This window comes from Arthrobacter sp. CDRTa11, from assembly GCF_026427775.1.
GTDB lineage: Bacteria > Actinomycetota > Actinomycetes > Actinomycetales > Micrococcaceae > Arthrobacter.
Map to the genome: position 1 here is coordinate 4607311 of NZ_CP044532.1, position 15891 is coordinate 4623201.

Annotated in this window: 22 protein-coding genes and 3 pseudogenes; 16 read left to right on the forward strand and 9 right to left on the reverse strand. The window is 62.0% G+C overall.

Annotated features, from left to right (window positions below):
- The first annotated feature begins 57 nt into the window (after positions 1–57).
- The gene (locus tag F8G81_RS20860; protein ID WP_267276538.1) at positions 58–642 is read left to right on the forward strand and encodes a hypothetical protein; all 585 of its coding nucleotides are present in this window, start codon (positions 58–60) and stop codon (positions 640–642) included.
- A 7-nt stretch (positions 643–649) separates the two neighbouring features.
- Here the strand turns inward: F8G81_RS20860 and F8G81_RS20865 are convergent, their stop codons facing one another.
- From F8G81_RS20865 to F8G81_RS20880, 4 genes are all read right to left on the reverse strand, one after another.
- The gene (locus tag F8G81_RS20865) at positions 650–775 is read right to left on the reverse strand and encodes a hypothetical protein (RefSeq protein ID WP_323809216.1); all 126 of its coding nucleotides are present in this window, start codon (positions 773–775) and stop codon (positions 650–652) included.
- A gap of 36 nt (positions 776–811) precedes the next feature.
- Positions 812–1189, reverse strand: a complete 378-nt coding sequence (locus F8G81_RS20870; protein WP_267276539.1) for a hypothetical protein — start codon at positions 1187–1189, stop codon at positions 812–814.
- Between the two features lie 141 nt (positions 1190–1330).
- Positions 1331–2113 (reverse strand): hypothetical protein, encoded by a 783-nt coding sequence (locus F8G81_RS20875; RefSeq protein WP_267276540.1) that lies wholly within the window; start codon positions 2111–2113, stop codon positions 1331–1333.
- Positions 2113–2496, reverse strand: a complete 384-nt coding sequence (locus tag F8G81_RS20880) for a hypothetical protein (protein WP_267276541.1) — start codon at positions 2494–2496, stop codon at positions 2113–2115. Before F8G81_RS20880 ends, F8G81_RS20875 begins: the two co-directional genes overlap by 1 nt.
- A gap of 544 nt (positions 2497–3040) precedes the next feature.
- On the opposite strand from F8G81_RS20880, the pseudogene F8G81_RS23635 reads away from it, so the two are divergent.
- The 5 genes and pseudogenes from F8G81_RS23635 to F8G81_RS20900 form a co-directional block, all read left to right on the forward strand.
- Positions 3041–3115: pseudogene (locus F8G81_RS23635) on the forward strand (LacI family DNA-binding transcriptional regulator); the annotation flags it as partial.
- 33 nt (positions 3116–3148) lie between these two features.
- Positions 3149–4072 (forward strand): LacI family DNA-binding transcriptional regulator, encoded by a 924-nt coding sequence (locus tag F8G81_RS20885; RefSeq protein WP_267276542.1) that lies wholly within the window; start codon positions 3149–3151, stop codon positions 4070–4072.
- Positions 4073–4223: 151 nt separating this feature from the next.
- Positions 4224–5597: an MFS transporter gene (locus F8G81_RS20890; protein WP_267276543.1), complete on the forward strand. Its 1374-nt coding sequence runs from the start codon at positions 4224–4226 to the stop codon at positions 5595–5597.
- Positions 5598–5609: 12 nt separating this feature from the next.
- Positions 5610–6119 carry a universal stress protein gene (locus F8G81_RS20895; RefSeq protein ID WP_267276544.1) on the forward strand — a complete coding sequence of 170 codons (510 nt, stop codon included), beginning with the start codon at positions 5610–5612 and terminating at the stop codon, positions 6117–6119.
- Positions 6120–6952: 833 nt separating this feature from the next.
- A complete protein-coding gene (locus F8G81_RS20900; RefSeq protein WP_267276545.1) occupies positions 6953–7336 on the forward strand; it encodes a PAS domain-containing protein in 384 nt (127 codons plus the stop codon).
- A 346-nt stretch (positions 7337–7682) separates the two neighbouring features.
- Here the strand turns inward: F8G81_RS20900 and F8G81_RS20905 are convergent, their stop codons facing one another.
- The 3 genes from F8G81_RS20905 to F8G81_RS20915 all read right to left on the reverse strand — a co-directional run bounded on the left by F8G81_RS20905 (position 7683) and on the right by F8G81_RS20915 (position 8958).
- Entirely contained in the window at positions 7683–8054 is a 372-nt protein-coding gene (locus tag F8G81_RS20905; protein ID WP_267276546.1) for a hypothetical protein, read from the reverse strand.
- 100 nt (positions 8055–8154) lie between these two features.
- A complete protein-coding gene (locus F8G81_RS20910) occupies positions 8155–8568 on the reverse strand; it encodes a four-helix bundle copper-binding protein (RefSeq protein WP_267276547.1) in 414 nt (137 codons plus the stop codon).
- Positions 8569–8646: 78 nt separating this feature from the next.
- The gene (locus F8G81_RS20915) at positions 8647–8958 is read right to left on the reverse strand and encodes a hypothetical protein (RefSeq protein WP_267276548.1); all 312 of its coding nucleotides are present in this window, start codon (positions 8956–8958) and stop codon (positions 8647–8649) included.
- Positions 8959–9286: 328 nt separating this feature from the next.
- Between F8G81_RS20915 and F8G81_RS20920 the strand changes: the two genes are divergently transcribed.
- The 3 genes and pseudogenes from F8G81_RS20920 to F8G81_RS20930 all read left to right on the forward strand — a co-directional run bounded on the left by F8G81_RS20920 (position 9287) and on the right by F8G81_RS20930 (position 10466).
- Entirely contained in the window at positions 9287–9718 is a 432-nt protein-coding gene (locus F8G81_RS20920) for a YybH family protein (RefSeq protein ID WP_267276549.1), read from the forward strand.
- Between the two features lie 94 nt (positions 9719–9812).
- A pseudogene (locus F8G81_RS20925) lies at positions 9813–9941 on the forward strand (ATP-binding protein); the annotation flags it as partial.
- Positions 9942–10067: 126 nt separating this feature from the next.
- A complete protein-coding gene (locus F8G81_RS20930) occupies positions 10068–10466 on the forward strand; it encodes a GNAT family N-acetyltransferase (protein WP_267276550.1) in 399 nt (132 codons plus the stop codon).
- A 20-nt stretch (positions 10467–10486) separates the two neighbouring features.
- Here F8G81_RS20930 and F8G81_RS20935 read toward each other — a convergent pair whose 3' ends face one another.
- The gene (locus tag F8G81_RS20935) at positions 10487–11017 is read right to left on the reverse strand and encodes an adenylyl-sulfate kinase (protein ID WP_267276551.1); all 531 of its coding nucleotides are present in this window, start codon (positions 11015–11017) and stop codon (positions 10487–10489) included.
- Positions 11018–11662: a LysE family translocator gene (locus F8G81_RS20940; RefSeq protein WP_323809217.1), complete on the reverse strand. Its 645-nt coding sequence runs from the start codon at positions 11660–11662 to the stop codon at positions 11018–11020. It lies immediately after the preceding gene.
- Positions 11663–11742: 80 nt separating this feature from the next.
- Here F8G81_RS20940 and F8G81_RS20945 point away from each other — a divergent pair, with 80 nt between their 5' ends.
- The 7 genes and pseudogenes from F8G81_RS20945 to F8G81_RS20975 all read left to right on the forward strand — a co-directional run bounded on the left by F8G81_RS20945 (position 11743) and on the right by F8G81_RS20975 (position 15882).
- Complete coding sequence (locus F8G81_RS20945; RefSeq protein WP_267276553.1) at positions 11743–12522, forward strand: hypothetical protein; 780 nt, start codon at positions 11743–11745, stop codon at positions 12520–12522.
- Between the two features lie 14 nt (positions 12523–12536).
- A complete protein-coding gene (locus tag F8G81_RS20950) occupies positions 12537–12752 on the forward strand; it encodes an ABC transporter permease subunit (RefSeq protein ID WP_416377073.1) in 216 nt (71 codons plus the stop codon).
- Positions 12749–13717 (forward strand): annotated as a pseudogene (locus tag F8G81_RS20955) (Gfo/Idh/MocA family protein). Before F8G81_RS20950 ends, F8G81_RS20955 begins: the two are co-directional and overlap by 4 nt.
- A complete protein-coding gene (locus F8G81_RS20960; protein ID WP_267276554.1) occupies positions 13717–14466 on the forward strand; it encodes a ThuA domain-containing protein in 750 nt (249 codons plus the stop codon). The pseudogene F8G81_RS20955 and the gene F8G81_RS20960 overlap by 1 nt, the downstream one beginning before the upstream one ends.
- A gap of 122 nt (positions 14467–14588) precedes the next feature.
- A complete protein-coding gene (locus tag F8G81_RS20965; RefSeq protein WP_267276555.1) occupies positions 14589–15203 on the forward strand; it encodes a TetR/AcrR family transcriptional regulator in 615 nt (204 codons plus the stop codon).
- Positions 15200–15568, forward strand: a complete 369-nt coding sequence (locus F8G81_RS20970; protein WP_267276556.1) for a DMT family transporter — start codon at positions 15200–15202, stop codon at positions 15566–15568. Before F8G81_RS20965 ends, F8G81_RS20970 begins: the two co-directional genes overlap by 4 nt.
- Positions 15568–15882 (forward strand): DMT family transporter, encoded by a 315-nt coding sequence (locus F8G81_RS20975; protein WP_267276557.1) that lies wholly within the window; start codon positions 15568–15570, stop codon positions 15880–15882. Before F8G81_RS20970 ends, F8G81_RS20975 begins: the two co-directional genes overlap by 1 nt.
- Positions 15883–15891 lie beyond the last annotated feature (9 nt).

The following is a 15891-nucleotide window of genomic DNA, read 5'->3' on the forward strand; positions in this document are numbered from 1 at the left end:
CGGCTCTGGTGTTGCCCGTATGCCGAAGCGGTGGCTGCCATAGGGAAGACTATGGATATGGGGAAATTGGGGGGTTTGGATACGGTGTTCTGGGACAAACGGCTTCAGGGGGACGGGGCATCACCGCGCCCGGAGCCGACGTGGCGACGGCCTGCATCCCTGACGTTGGCCGGGCTGGCGTTTGCCGGGGTTACGGCTGCAGTGGTCTTCCTGGCGTCCGCCCCCGCCGGGGACAAACGGGACGTGCGCTGCTATTACCACGCGGATCTGACCACCACCTACCCCGCCCCCTACGCTCCCCACGTCACTCTGCCGCCCTACATCCTGGCGGGGGAAATGGATGCCGGATCGGAAGCCGCCACTCCTCTCACGCTCTGCAGGGATACCTGGGACCAGGGGCTCATGAACCCCGGGAACATCACGGACGATCTCATTCCGTCAGAATTTCAGCAGCCCACCGCCCCTGCCAATCCCAGGGAGGCCCGGGACGTCGAAGGGGAGCCTCCCACCGCTGTTCCGTACGACGTCGGCCCTGGCCACTTCGTGCCGGAACTGACCGCCTGCGTCGTGGACAACGCCGTGGCCGTCATCCCGGGCCCGGCCCAGGTCTGCAATGATCTGGGCATCCCGGCCTACAAATAGCCGGCGCTCAGTCCTTACCCGCCTTGGCACGGACATGCATGCGTTCGCCTTGTCCGCCGAACAGGCTCAGAATTTCCGCCGGCTGCTCACCGTCGCTGCCAAACCAGTGCGGAACGTGGGTGTCATGAGTCATGGACCACGGAAACTACGGCCAGGAGCTCTTGGGGTTTTATGCGGCGCCCAGCCAACGCTTCGACTTGGCGGGATATCCGCCCGGGCGCGGGCCTATTGCGCGCATCGACTTTTTCCACCAGCGATGGGCGAAGTAGAAAACCGCGGTTATGAATGCCAGGAGTACGGCCAGAATGATCAGAGCCTGGTCCTTCGCCGCCTGGTATTCGTTGAACCCCGGCTGTCCGGATGCCAGTTCCCCCGAAACCAGGGGCCCTGTCACGTCCAGCAAGTATTGCAGCGTCGTCATGAATGTAACCATCAGCAGAACGATGGGCGGAAGCGCGATCACGAAGTATTTGAGCCCTATTTTGTTGCACCGCTTGTTCCAGGCTTTCGTCTGTTCCTTCTGTCCTGCTGCTGCCGTCTCTGTCATTTGCTCCCCAATTGGTTTGTCCTGGCAACTCTCGCAGTCCCGATTGTCATCTATGGCCTGATGCCGCACCTGCATCGGTTACGTATCAGCCTGCTGACGCGCGCCGCCGTCGCTAAGCCGTAGGCCCTATAAGTGGTGGCCTCATTCTGCCTTCGACGACGCGGGGTAGCGGAAGACCTCTACCGTGTCGCCGCGGTAGTGGAACCGGAAGATGCTCCCATTCGGAAGACGTTCCCTGCCGTCGTCCACCGACAGGAAGTCCCCGTTGATGTCTGCAAAAAGATCGACCCCAGGCGGCACACAGTTGGCGCCGTCTACACGGGGACCGGAACGGTCGATGATCATGAAGCACTGGAAGCCCTGACCGTCCACTGAGAACCAGGGTTCGACCCCCCGATACGGTTGATAGCCGCGGAAGCTGGATTGGCCTTCATCCGCGCCCAGGAATCCCAGCACCGAGAGCACGACGCCGTCTGCCTCGTCTGCGATTGGATGCAACGTGGCATCGGGATGGGGTGTTGCAGTCCATGCCACGGCGAACACACCGGCAAGAAAGACGGCCAGCGCGCCGGCCACAAATGAGTAGCGTCGGGCACGTGTCGCCGTGAGACGACGCCAGGTCAACGACGTCCATCCAATCCTGGACTCCGCCACGGGCGCGATGCTGGTTGCCGGGTCCGGCCGTTCGTCAATGAACGTGGTCCGGGTGGAGTGAGCAACTGACCCGGAATCCGGTGCTGCAGCGGGTCCTCTGACGTCGGTGCCGGTGACGGCGTGCGGACTCGCGGTGCGCGCCGCCTCAAGTTCCGCCAGTCTTGCCAGTGCTGCCGGGTCGGACTGGATATCCGGGTGCGGACCGTATGCCCTCCTGCGGAGCTCGTCCAGCTCGCGCTGAGCGTCGGACCGGGGTGAGGATGGGTCCATCAGCCCTCCTCCGGAATGAGATAGACGTAAGCGTCCACCGTGTCGTAACGAAGTACGAATCGGATGATCCCGTCCCCGGCGCGTCCTTCGAATCCTTCAAACCCGTCGCCGTGTGAGGAGACGTCCATTATGAGATCTGCTGGCGCCGGAGTACAACGATATTCTGAGAGCGTACCGCTCGCCTGGTGCAATGCCACCAGACACGGCGAGTCGAACGCGTTCACCCCGGAATAGATCTCGAGACCGAGATAAGAACCGTGTCCGCGAAGGGTTGAGGCCTCCATCCCCTCAACCAGCAGTACGGGGAACTGGTTACCGGCGACGGCACCGGTCGAATGAAGAGTGGCATCAGGACGCGGCGCGGATAACAGCAGGGTCGTCATAACGATCCCTCCCGCGAGGACCAGTGCGGCACCGGCCCAGTACAGGCGACTCCACCTTGGCACCGGATGTTCCATCGAGGCAGCGTCCGCGGGGGCCTCCGAATCTGCCGCATTCCCGCTCGCGGGGGCAACCGGCAGAGAATCGACGCCAGCGCGGTCCGCCGCCTCAAGTTCGCGCAACCTCGCTAGGCCCGGAGGGTCGACACTTATGTCTGGGTCCGGACCGTATGCCCGCCTGCGGAGCTCATAAAACTCACGGTCGGCGTCCGAAGAGTGCCTGAAGCCGTCCACAGCTCAAAGTACACCCGTCTCGCGGAGCGGGTCTATACGCTCACACGGTCTCCTATCCGGATCACTGTGAGACGCTCCCACCCCCATCAAAAGCCCGGCAGGAATTAGACCGACTGGGGCAAACAGCGGCCCTGTTTCAGGGAACAACAGTGCACGGCGATATGCTGGCTTGGAGGATGATGAAATTCGCTCGGGGGCAGGATTGCGGTAGCCCTGGCCCGATGCGGATCTTGAGGAGAGACACTTGGGTACCATGGCGGAGGTTGCCCGCGCTGCGGGTGTTTCCAGGAGCACGGTGTCTTACGTTCTAAGCGGCACACGCCCGATTTCGGATGAGACACGTCAAAAGGTCCTGCGCGCGATGACGGATCTTAACTACACTCCAAATGCCCTGGCGCAGGGGTTGGCCGGTAAACGCACGGGAATCATTGCCTTGATCTTTCCGATCGGCGAGGTTGGTTTCAACCTTACCGATTTCGAGTACATCCAAGCTGCTTCCGAGCAGGCCCGCAGCGAAGGCTATCACCTGCTGCTGTGGCCCTACAGCGCGAATGACGTCCAGGAACTGCGGAGGGTCGTCAGCCAGGGCATCGTGGAGGGCGTGGTGCTGATGGAGGTGCGAACCGTGGACGAGCGGGTGTCGTTCCTTCTGGACGCGCACCTTCCCTTCACCACGATCGGTCGTACAGGAGGCTTCCAGTCACAACCATTCGTTGATGCGGACTTTGAAGCCGCCGGCAACATGGCTCTTGAGTATGTCCTTGGACTTGGACATACGGACTTGGCGTATCTGACGAGGTCACAGGAAGAACTGGATGCCGGTCACGGACCTGTCGTGAGAATGCAGGATGCTGTCCTGGCGGCGGCCGAGGCAAGGGGCGTCCGGCTGCCCGTCTTCACCGTATCTCCGACATTTAATGACGGCTGGAACGCGTTCGAGAAGATCCGGGAAAAATCACCCCGGATGACTGCTCTGTTGACGTTCAATGAGCCTGCCGTTCCGGGCTTCGTAGCTGCAGCTGCTGAGCATGGCGTCCGCATCCCGCGGGACATGTCGGTGGTAGGCCTGAACAGCAGCGATGAAGGATCCCGGACGAGCCATCCCAATTTGACCAGTTTCTCTCCGAACCACCGCGACGTCGCCAAGCTGGCGGTCAATTATCTGATCCGACGCCTCCAAGGTGAGGATCCGGCAGCATTCCAGAAGCTCTTAAAGCCTGAATTGACTGACAGGGGCAGCGCCGGCAGGGCGCCCGCTCCATCCGGTTCGTCCCCCATCACCTGACACTTCACAATTCGTGTGATCCTTGACACTCCCTGGGATGCTCCATAGTCTTTGTTGACGCGCGTCGACGAAGCGCGTCGACACGCGGGCAACGTTGCCCGATTGGGTACGGCGAATGGTCCCCGGCCCCTTTACAGAGAAGGAAATGCCTATGAGTTCGGCGAAGCAGTCCAGCATGCAGCAACCGGCGGTCGTGGGACGGAAGCCGCTGATGAACATGCGGCAGATCCTGCTGATGAATGCCGGGTTCTTCGGAATCCAGTACAGCTTCGGGATGCAGCAGACCGCGATCAACCCGGTTTACGAGTTCCTCGGCGCCAATCCCCATGACCTGCCCATCCTCAACCTCGCCGGTCCGATCACCGGACTACTTATCCAGCCCCTCATTGGTGCCCTGTCGGACCGTACGTGGAGTCCTCGATGGGGCCGCCGCAAGCCGTTCTTCCTCATCGGGGCCATCGGCTGCGCTCTCTGCCTGTTCCTGTTCCCCTTCGTCACCGCGGTCTGGATGGCGGTGATGTTGCTCTGGATCCTGGACGCCAGTAACAACACCGCCATGGAGCCCTACCGCGCTTTCATCGCCGACAAACTGCCCCCCTCCCAGCTCGGTAAGGGCTTCCTCGCCCAGGCGTTCTTCACCGGCCTCGGCATCACACTGGCCAACATCTCCCTGTTCGTCTTCCAGCAGTTCATCGAGGGGGCCACCGAAGCCGGCATCCCGTACTGGGTGGTCGGCTCATTCATGCTTGGTGCCGTCTGCTCGATCGGCACCGTGCTCGTCTCGGTCCTGACCACGCCCGAGATCCCGCCGTCCAAGGAGGAGCTCGCGGCACTGCGTGCCAAGAAGGGCGGCCTGGGTGCCGCGGTGAAGGAGATCGGCGAGGCGATCCGCGATATGCCGACCCAGCTGCGCAAGCTGGCAGTCGTTTACCTGTTCCAGTGGTACGGGATGGTCTGCTACTGGCAATTCGTGGCTCTCTCTGTCGCCCAGTCAGTGTTCCCAGGCACCCAGGAAGGCAAGGAGGACGCTGTCGCCTGGACCGGCCTGGTCAACGGCTGGTACAACATCGTCACTTTTAGCGTCGCCTTCGCGCTGGTCGCCTTCGCGCGGCGTCGCGGCGCGAAGGTGGTCCACTGCGTGTGCCTGCTGCTGGCCGCCGTCGGGCTGACGATCTTCCCGTTCATCGATAACAAGTTCCTGCTCTTCATCCCGATCATCGGCCTCGGGATCGCCTGGGCCTCGATTATGGGCGTGCCCTACATCATGGCCGTCCGGATGATCCCTTCAACCCAGTACGGCGTCTACATGGGCATCATCAACATGATGATCGTGGTGCCGATGCTGATCCAGTCGGTGACGTTCGGCTGGATCTACGAGCATCTGTTGGGAGCCAACCCCAACTACGCGATCGTATTCGCCGGTGTGCTCCTGGGTTTGGCCGCGCTCACCATGCTGTGGATCAAGGAACCGCGGATCATTAGCGACGTCGACGACGTCACCCACACGCCGATTTCCGCGCACTGAGAGGGACCTGACATGACAACTATGAAGGACTACCGCACGATCGTCGTCGGGACGGACGGATCCGGGCTCGCCGGACCTGTCGTCGCACGAGCCGCCTGGCTCGCAGTGCGGGACGACGCCGACCTCGTCATCGTCTGCGCATACGCCCGTGCTTCCCGACGGGCAGAAGCCATGAACGTCCACACTCTCGGCGGTGACCCACGCAGCGGTCAAGTGCTCGGCCGCGAGGCAGCCTCCCTTGCTGTAGAGACCGCCATGGCCACAGCCAGGGAGGAGGGGGCGACGGTCTCCGCCACTCTCCTCGTCGACGGTGAGCCAGCCACCGCGCTGATGGCCACCGCTCAAGAGCGATCCGCGGACCTCATCGTCCTCGGGGCCATCCATGACCGCTCGCTCGCAGACCGGCTGCTCGGGACAGTAGCAACCGAGGTAACCAAGCGGGCGACCTGCGACGTGCTGGTCGTCCGCCCGACCGATGACGAAGGCGACCTCGAGGTCCCCGAGGACACACCGCAGCGCTGACGGCCGACGTCGCGGCCGCCCAGACAGGCGGCCGCGACGTCAAAACGGCTTCGTCCTCCTCAACCCGACGTCGGAGAGGAGGCGGGGCCGGGTCGTCAGTAACCGCCCCTTCAGCTCTCTAATAACCAAATGGAGCGGAAAATAGGGAGCGGTCCCTTTCCGTTCCGCGGCTAATGCCCGCCTTTACGCGAAAACCAAGAGAGAAATATGGAAACCCTCACAGAGCACAACCCGTCAATAACTGTTGTTGTCACCGATCGAGAAAGTCTGGACAGTCAACTAAACGCCGCCGTGTCTGCCATCCGTGATAGATCAACGGGGGAAAGGCGACGGGGAATTCTTGTTACCAGGCACGCTGCCGATGAATTCACGGTGGCACTCAGCGATAGTGTCCCTTTCGGTATGACCCACGAGAATCACGCTTGGTAATTTCAGAATCCCAAATCCGTATCCCGCTAATACGTGACCCTGCGCGCTTTCGCTCCGTGTGCATGAAAATAGAGGCCTTTATGACTACCCAGCCGGTCCTCACGCCAACCATGCGCGCGGACCTCAAGCACATCAACCACCGGCTCCTGGCCGCGCACCTCGCTCAGCGATTTTGACAGGCAATGGCTGGCGGCCAGCCCCTTCTGCGTCATCTCGACGACGGACGAGCATGGTCCCGTGGGTGCATCACCGAAAGGCGATCATGCCGGTTTCATCCAGGTGTCGGCTCTGGTGATTCCTGGGCAACCGCGCGTCTTTGGGCTTTCGGGACCCAGGGAGTCTCTCGGGGCTTGACCCAGCAAAGTCGCCCTCCTAGCGTGGTGGCAAGTGAAAGGAGCCTTACGATGACCATGTCGCATGAGACCGCACTAGCGGAGCTGGCCGAGCATTTCAAGCCGGTCTTCGAGCAAAGCCCTGACGGCGTTTACCTCTGGTTAAACGAACAGCACAAGGTCTGCAACCAGCGGTTGGCCGCCATGTTCGGGTACGACGTCCGCGAGTGGAAGGAGGCCGACGACTTCGCCGACACGTTCATCGCGAATGAGAGTCGGTCATTGTACGTCTGGCACTACCAGCACCAAGTCGGCGGCCTGCAGTATCCGGTGTCCTTCCGCTTCCGCGGCAAGCGCAAGGACGGGTCAACTTTCGACGCGGAGACGGACATGATTCCGCTGACGTACGCCGGGCATGTCGTGGCCTACCACTTCGTCCGCCAGATCGGCGCCTAGCTACAGGGGCAGATTGGGGGCGATGAGTGCACCGCCCCAACCCGTTCCGGTGAAGAAGCTCCATCAGCAGGCGAACTGCCCCATTGTAGCGGCGGTACTCCAGCGTGTATCCGCGCACAGCGCCGCCGGACGCACTGGTGGTTAGTGAATCCCTGAGATGATGCTGGTCCTCGTCATGGATAGTCAGGGCCTAGGAAATCGGGGCTCCCAACCGCGAGTACGGGCAGCGTCGGTAAACTCCCTGTGACTCGCAGCGATAAGTGGCGGTCTTGCCCCGCGAGGGGTATCCACTTTCGGCGATTCTCCTGGCTGGTGTGGCGATCTGAACGATCCCGACGAGGGTTAATTAATCGGACAGCATCAGTATCAAGACGTACATATCCTCAGTTCCAATGACGCGGCTCATGTGGCCCTTCCCGGTGGTGTCCTCAGCGAAGAGAACCGTTCCTGGCACCAATTCCCTGGCTTCGCCGTCGCTGGCGACCATCTCGCCGGACCCCGAAAGGTAAATTGCGAGCAGGCGCTGTGGAACCGAGTGCCAGTCGCCATGCCAGCCGGGATGGACGCGCTCGAAGCTGAACGCAGCGGAAGGCTGCGATGGTGAAAGTAGAACCGGTGGCGCGGGAGGGACAAAGTCAGCCGCCTCGAACGGGATCTCCAGATCCTCAAAATGAGACTCGCCACCTGCATCGGCGTAGATCCTTATAAACGACACCATCACAACTCCTCTGACTTACGTGCCGGCTGCCTGTTTTCAGCGGTCATGGCCGTTAGGACGTGCAAGCAGGACGTGCAGGCTGCCCATGAGCAGTATCCAATCAGCCCAGGGAAGTTAGGAGTTCGTTGCAGGCTTGCTCGCAGCGCTCGCACGCCTCGGCGCAGATCCGGCAATGCTCATGCCTGCCCGCGTGGTGTTGGCATTCATCGCCGCATCCCTTGCATACGGTGGCGCAGGCCTGGAGCATGGCCCGGGTGATGTTGGCGTCGTAGCCGGTGTGGCGGGAGAGGATGTTTCCTGTTGTGGTGCAGATGTCCGCGCAGTCCAGATCTGTGCGTATGCATTTGGTCAGCTCGGCCACCATGTCCTCGCTAAGGCATGCATCTGCGCAGGCAGTACAGGCCTGTGAACAGGCGTAACAGGCGGCGATGCATTCGGCCAGTTTGTGCTGATCAATGTCGCCAAGGTCTTTGGGGTAGGCGTCGAGCAGTTTGTGGGTGGTCCCGTGGGTCATTTTGTACCCTGTCTTCCAGGGGCTGAGTAGTTGGAAAAAGGTCCGAACCCGGCCCAGCCCGGGCTCCGGAGCCGGAGGTTAAGGGCCAGAGTGGCCGCATTCACCATTGAGCTTGAAATCAGATATTGCCGGGCTCGAGAAATCCTGGAAGCCGTCTGTGATCACGATGAGTGAGCGTAGGGAGCTTCTATCCGAATGGCTGCCGTATCCGGGTGTCACGCCGGGCGGATCTGCGACGTCTCCAAGTGGATGATGGTCAAAGGCGGTCTGCGAGGCGCAGTCAAAGGATTCCACGATCGGGTGGATCGTTGCCGACGCTGCCGGTGCAAATCCTAAGGCTCCCAGGAAAACGATGGCGGAAACCGCAAGCGATCTCTTAGTAAGATTCATTAGCTTTCTCCTCTAGTAACGGGAGCGCGGGCTGCGCTCCGAGCTCCATTAACGTCTCGCTTTGATGGCAAAGCAATAGCCGCCGAAAAGGCTGCCGCCCCAGACGAAATCAACCACCACACCACACAATGCCAGCCAGTCAAAGACGACCGTTTATTGCAGCCCGGCGAGGCCGTGGGGCGTTTGTTAAATCCGCACGCGAGTTCGATTTCCGGTGCTCCCGGGGGAAGATAGCTCCTTTGTAGACACCATTCCTGAACGGTGCCACCATGGCCTTATATAGCGCTTGGCGCGCCGCGCCGGCGTAGAAGCGAGGCTGGAGGAACCAATGTCGGGGTCCGATCTCGATCTTGTGGTGGAACAGTATCATCGAGCGCTCGACGCTATCGTGCGGGGAGACTCGGGGCTGCAGAAGAAGATGTTTTCGGGGCGGGAGGATGTCTCGCTAGCCAATCCCATCGGCCCGCCGGTTCGGGGCCGGAGCGCAGTTGAGCAGGCGATGGATCGGGCGGTTTCTCAACTGAGGGAAGGCGAGCCCACGACCTTCGAACGAATCTCGGAGTATATCGGGACGGACCTCGCATACATTGTCGAAATTGAACGGGCTCAGGCCAAGGTCGGCGGATCCGATGAACTATCCCGGATCTCTCTTCGAGTGACGACGATTTTCCGACTGGAAGACGGTCATTGGAAGGTTATCCATCGTCATGCAGATCCGATCACATCGCCGCGGCCGATCGAGTCCATCATCCAGGGTTAGATCGAGCGCCTCAGGACGTCGCTTCCTGCGGCCGGGACGAACGGCTCACCCCAACCGTCCTCGAACTCCTCACAGACAAAACATGACCGCCCCAAAGCTCCTCTTCGTCGTGGACCGTCACTGGAAGCGCCTCGGAAGGACACTGGACCTTGGCGACTTCACCGACGCCCAAGCCTTTGCAGCAATCGTGCGGACAACCCGCGGCAACTTCCGGCTCCTCGATCCCGTATAACTGCCCGATGAAGGTGCCTTATTCGCTACGGTCAGAAAGCGACCCTTCTGCGCATTTTCGGTGAGTTGGCGAAATCGTGGTCAGACGTGGTGGACGCCATCTGCAATGCTGTTCCGCATGACGATCACTTTTGAATGGCGCGGTGCGGCGGAAAACGAAGAGATCGGTCGGCTGCACGCGGAAGGCTTTGATCATGCCTACGATCCAACCGACTGGACTGGCCTGCTCTCGCGGCACAGCCTGGGCTGGGTCACCGCGCGCGATCATGAGGGCCTCGTCGGCTTCGTCAACGTGATCTGGGACGGTCAGGCACACGCTTTTATCGAAGACACGTTGGTTGCTGATCGTGCCCGTCGGCAAGGCGTCGGGAAACGGCTCATTGCCGTGGCAACGGAGGAAGCCAAGGGAGCAGGATGTGAATGGCTCCACGTTGACTTCGACGATCACCTGAAGAGTTTCTATTACGACGCCTGCGGCTTCAGTCCCACGAGTGCCGGACTTATCCAGCTCCGATAGTTGCTGGCGGGACAAGGATCTTACCCAGCCCCGTCCGTAATCCATCCCGTGAGCGGCAGAATGCCAGCGGCAATGTCCTGGACGCTACGGTTGTCTGTGGGTCGCCGATGGACCCAGTCTGGTGTGAGGCGCTCAAGTTCCCCGGCGGCATCGTTGCTGCGCTCAAGATGCGCCTGCAGGTCACTTCCCTGTTCGCGGATGCGCAAGCGCGCCGACGCTGTCTCGTCCGTGGCGGTGAGCAGAACAGCAGTGACTTTGGGACCATCCCCCATGGCGGCCGCCAGCTCCTCGGTGAATCTGACGCTGACGGTATTGGTGTAGATCATCCGCCGGTAGCCAAGTGCCCGGTAGTTTGCCCAAATCGCAGCCAGGTATTTCTCGGCCAGGTGGTGCTCCCACGGGTGTGGGAAGGCAAGGTCCAGGTTGTCCCCTTCGATGACACAGTGCTTGATGTTCAGGGCGGCGAGCTGGGTATGGAGTTCAAACGCCACAGAGCTCTTCCCCACGCCGGACCGGCCGCCAAGGAAAAGAACTTCACTCCCCGCGTTCATCTAGTGGGCGGGTTCCAGTGCCAGTTTCAGTCCGAAGCCCACAAGTACGGTTCCGGTGATGCTGTCGATGAAGCGGACGCTTCGGGCACCCTTGAGCCAGCGGGCGGCATAGCCTGTGCCGAAGATCAGCAGGGTAAACCAGACCATGGCCAGCAGGCAGTGAACGCCGGCGAGCAGAACGCCCATCAACAGCGGCGAGGCACCTGCGGGGATGAACTGGGGAATGGTGGCGATGTAGAAGACGCCCACCTTGGGATTGAGCAGGTTGGTTCCGGTGCCGGTAAGCCAGCCTTTGAACAGCTCGTTTTTCCCGGAGATGAGCGCAGCCGCTTCATTTGCCTGGGTGGCAGGCTTATTCGTTTTTCGCAGGCTCTTCCACAGGAGGGACGCCCCCAACCAAACCATGTAGGCCGCTCCGGCGAGTGTCAGCACGCGGTAGGCCAGCTCCGAGGCGGCCAGCAGTGCGGATACGCCGACGGCGGCAGCTGCTCCCCAGATCAGGGCACCGGTGTTGATACCCAACGCTGTGGCGAACGCGACGCGGCGTGACTTGGAAATGGATGACCGGAGCACCAGCGCGGTGTCCAGGCCGGGGACCAACGTCAGAAGCCCGGCAACCAGCCCGAAGGAAAGAACAGCTGTCATGAGAGTCACTGTTCAAGGGTAAGTGTGGAAAAGGCTGCAACCGTCACAACGAAGCTTGGCCCTTACGGGAGAATGACCCCATGCTTCCGAGTCCCGATCTCCTGCCCACGCCGCCGAACCGTCCTCCTGACATTGAAGATGACTTCTCCGGCCAACTGCGTACCGACTTATGGGTGGACCACTACCTGCCGCACTGGACCACCCCGGACCGGTCAGCCGCCCGCTACGAGACGACGCCGGCAGGGATGCAGCTGCGCATCGACGCCGATCAACTCGACTGGCGCCCCGAGGACGCCCCGTTGCGGGTCTCCAACCTCCAGACGGGCAACTTCTCCGGCCATCTTGGGTCGAGTGTGGGTACGCACCGTCACCGGGAGGACGGACTGAGTGTTCGTACGCCGACCCCAACCCAGCTTCTCTGGGCGCCGTCGGCGGGCCGCGTCGACATCACCGTCAGCGCCTCCCGAGACGAGGGGTGCATGCTCGCCGCCTGGCTTGTCGGCACCGAGCATCTGGATGCCCGGCATGCCGGTGAGGTTTGCATCTTCGAGATCGACGCTGCCGCCGTCGGCCCCACGACTTCCGCACGATCGGGGGTGAAAGCCCACGGCGATCCGAACCTCGTCACCGACATGACCACCGTCGAGATCCCCGTCGACGCCTCCAAGCCGCATACCTGGACGGCGATCTGGGGCAACGGCCAAACAATCATCGGCTGCGACGGCCTCATCCTTCGGCGCATTCAGCAGGCCCCGGACTACCCGCTCTTCCTCATGGTGGACCACTTTGAGATCGGACCGCCCAGTGGAACCTATCCAAAAACTGCGACCCTCCACCGTCTCCAGGGCTGGACGGGCTGACAGGTCCATAAAACATGGACGGGGCCACGCCGTTCACCGCCTTCCGCAGGGTCATTCTGCCGCTGGCGGTTCCGGGCCTTGCCACAACGGCGATCCTGATGTTTATCTCGGTTTGGAACGAATTCCTGCTTGCCGTCACCCTGACCACGTCCCCGGAGGCCCGCCCTGTCCCGGTAGAACGTCACAAAACTTGTCCAGATACAACACCAAGAACAGGAAATACTCCGTGAACAACCAGCAGCAGCCAGCCATACTGCAAGGACCATCAGGCAAAGAACTGCGGGTCGGCGTCGTCGGCATTGGCTGGGCGGGGCAGCAGCACCTCAAGGCCTACCACTCCCTGGAAGGCGTGCGCATCGTGTCCCTGGCAGGGATGGAACAGGACCTCCGCGATTCCCTGCAAGCCGAATACTCCATCCCGAACGCCTTTGACGGCTGGGAAGAGATGCTGGAGCACGGCGGCCTGGACGCGATCAGCGTGGCAGTGCCCACGTTCCTGCATGCACCCATCGCCATTGCCGCCCTTGAAAAGGGCCTGCACGTGCTCAGCGAGAAGCCGATCGCACGCAACGCCGTCGAAGGCCAGGCCATGGTGGACGCTGCCCGCGCAGCAGGACGCGTCCTGGACATCGCCTTCAACCACCGGCGCCGCGGGGACATCAAGGCGCTCAAGGAAGTGATCGACGACGGCGGCGTGGGACGCCCGTACGACGCCAAGGCATCCTGGCTGCGCCGCTCCGGCATCCCCACGCTGGGAAGCTGGTTCACCAACCCCGAACTCGCAGGCGGCGGCCCGCTTTGAGGTAGAGGACTTCGCATCTGCGTTCCTGCGCCTGGAAGGCGGCGGAACGCTGCTGATCGAGGCGGGCTGGGCAACGTACCGGGACACAGACGACCTGCTGGACTTCACGGTCTACGGGACCGACGGCGGAGCGGAGCTCAAGGTGCAGGGTGCACCATTCGCGCCGGTGGGCCGGCTCAGGGTGTTCACGGAAAAGGACGGCGAAAACGCGGACTATGTGCCGACTGCCTGCCCGGCCGGGCACACGATGCCGTCGTCGAAGATTTTGTGACTGCCGTCCGCGGCGGGCCGGGGGCCTGGGGTGAACATGACGGATCGCTGGCGCTTTACCGCGCCCAAATCATCGATGCGTGCTACCTGTCGGCACGCGAACAACGGGAGGTTCGGCTCTAATGAACGGCAAGCTGAGAATCCGCGTCTGGAACGAGGGCGTGCACGAGGCACTCAATGAGCCCTCCCACATCGGCGAGATCTACCCTGACGGCATCCACGGTGCCATCGCTGCAGGCCTGCGCTCCTACTATCCGGAAGCAGAGATTTCGACGGCGGTGCTGGCCACTGACGACGAACACGGGCTCAATGAGGAGGTGCTCGCGGAGACGGACGTCCTGCTCTGGTGGGGACACATGGCGCACGGCGAGGTGAGTGACGCCGTCGTCGAACGCGTCCACCGGCATGTCCTGGGCGGGATGGGGCTGATAGTGCTCCACTCCGGGCACTTCGCGAAGATTTTCACGAAGCTGCTGGGAACCAGCTGCTCACTGGCGTGGAGGAACGACGGCGAGCGCGAGCTCGTATGGACCGTGAAACCGTCGCACCCTATCGCCGAAGGGGTGGACAGCCCCATCGTCATCCCCGAGCAGGAGATGTACGGCGAGCTGTTCGACATCCCGGACCCGGACGACCTGATCTTTATCAGCTCCTTCGCGGGCGGCGAGGTGTTCCGTTCCGGCCTCACGTTTACCCGGGGTAAGGGGCGCATCTTCTACTTCAGCCCCGGCGACCAGGAGTACCCCGTGTACCACCACCCGCAGATCCAGCGGGTTCTGGCCAATGGGGTGAAGTGGGCAGCCCAGCCCGGGCTTCACCGTTCCGCCCCGGCCGTGAGCAACACTCCGCTGGGCTGGTTCGAGGAGGCCTAGGCGGAACATGGCAGGCTTCTTCGCCGTCCCGGCCTTGCGGCACAAGGTGCCGGTGGGCGGGGGGCGCGTGAAGTTGGCCACACGACTTGGACGCATGGCCAACTCACTGGTAACTTCGATGAATGTCATCCACACGGGAGCACCGGAGCATTCAGGAGCGGCGTCAACAACTCCTCGACGCAACGGTCCAGGTTATGTGCGCAGAAGGGGTAGCGTCAGCGACCACGCGCGCCATTACCAAGCAGGCGGGACTGCCGCATGGCGCGTTCCACTACTGCTTTGACTCCAAGAACGATCTCTTCGCAGCATTGCTCGAAAGAGAGCTGCACCAGTCCATGGCAGCAGCTTTTGAACCCAGGGGCACCGGTATGGATGTCCAGCTGCGGATAGAGCGCGGACTAACCACCCGTCTTGAGGCAGTCAAGGCAAGGCCCGATTATGAACTGGCTCTGGCGGAGCTGGCCGTGATGTCACGGCGTGACCCCGAACTGCAGCATCTCACCGGCTGGGAGCAGGCAGCCTGTTTGAAAGCCCTCAGCTCAAACCTGGAGAAGTGGTACGCCGATGACGACATCCCGTGGGTGGCACCGCCGGAAAAGGTGGCTGCACTGCTCATCGCGCTTATCGACGGGATCACCTCGGCATGGCTGAACGACCGTGACGATGAACGTGCCGCCTCGTCCATTCAGTTGGGCGCGCAAGCCATTTCCTCCTTACTGAAAGGGAACACGCCGTGAAATGGCTCTTCCTCTCGGGCGCCATTCTCCTGGAAGTTGCCGCGGCGCTGTCCATGCAGGCTGCTGTCCTTGACGCCGGGTGGTACGTCCTGGTGGTCATCGGCTACGTGGGTGCTTTTGTACTCCTGGTCCAGGTTCTCAAAGCCGGAATGGCTGTGGGCGTCGCCTACGGCATCTGGGGCGCCTCAGGCGTGGCGCTGACCGCGATTCTTGCCGCAATCCTTTTCGGCCAGGCACTCACCGGCGTGATGATCCTGGGAATGGTGCTCATCGTCGGCGGGGTCCTGCTGGTGGAAATAGGGTCCCAGCGCGCCCTGGCCGCAAGAAGGAACCAGACGCCCGCAGCAGAGCGGGTGGACGCCTGATGGGCTGGGTTCTTCTCTCCATTGCGATCATTACCGAAGTCGGCGCAACCATCAGCCTCAAAGTCGCCACCGACGGCAAGAAGCGTTGGTACGTGCCGGTGGCTGTTGGCTATATTGCGGCTTTCACCCTCCTGGCAGGCGCTCTGTCGCTTGGTCTCCCCATCGGTGTGGCCTACGGCGTGTGGGCGGCGTCAGGGGTGGCCCTGACGGCCGTCCTGGCCCGCTATATCTTCAAAGATCCCCTGACACTGACCATGTGTGCCGGCATCGGCCTCATCATCGCCGGGGTGTTCCTGGTGGAACTGGGCCACTGACAGGACTGC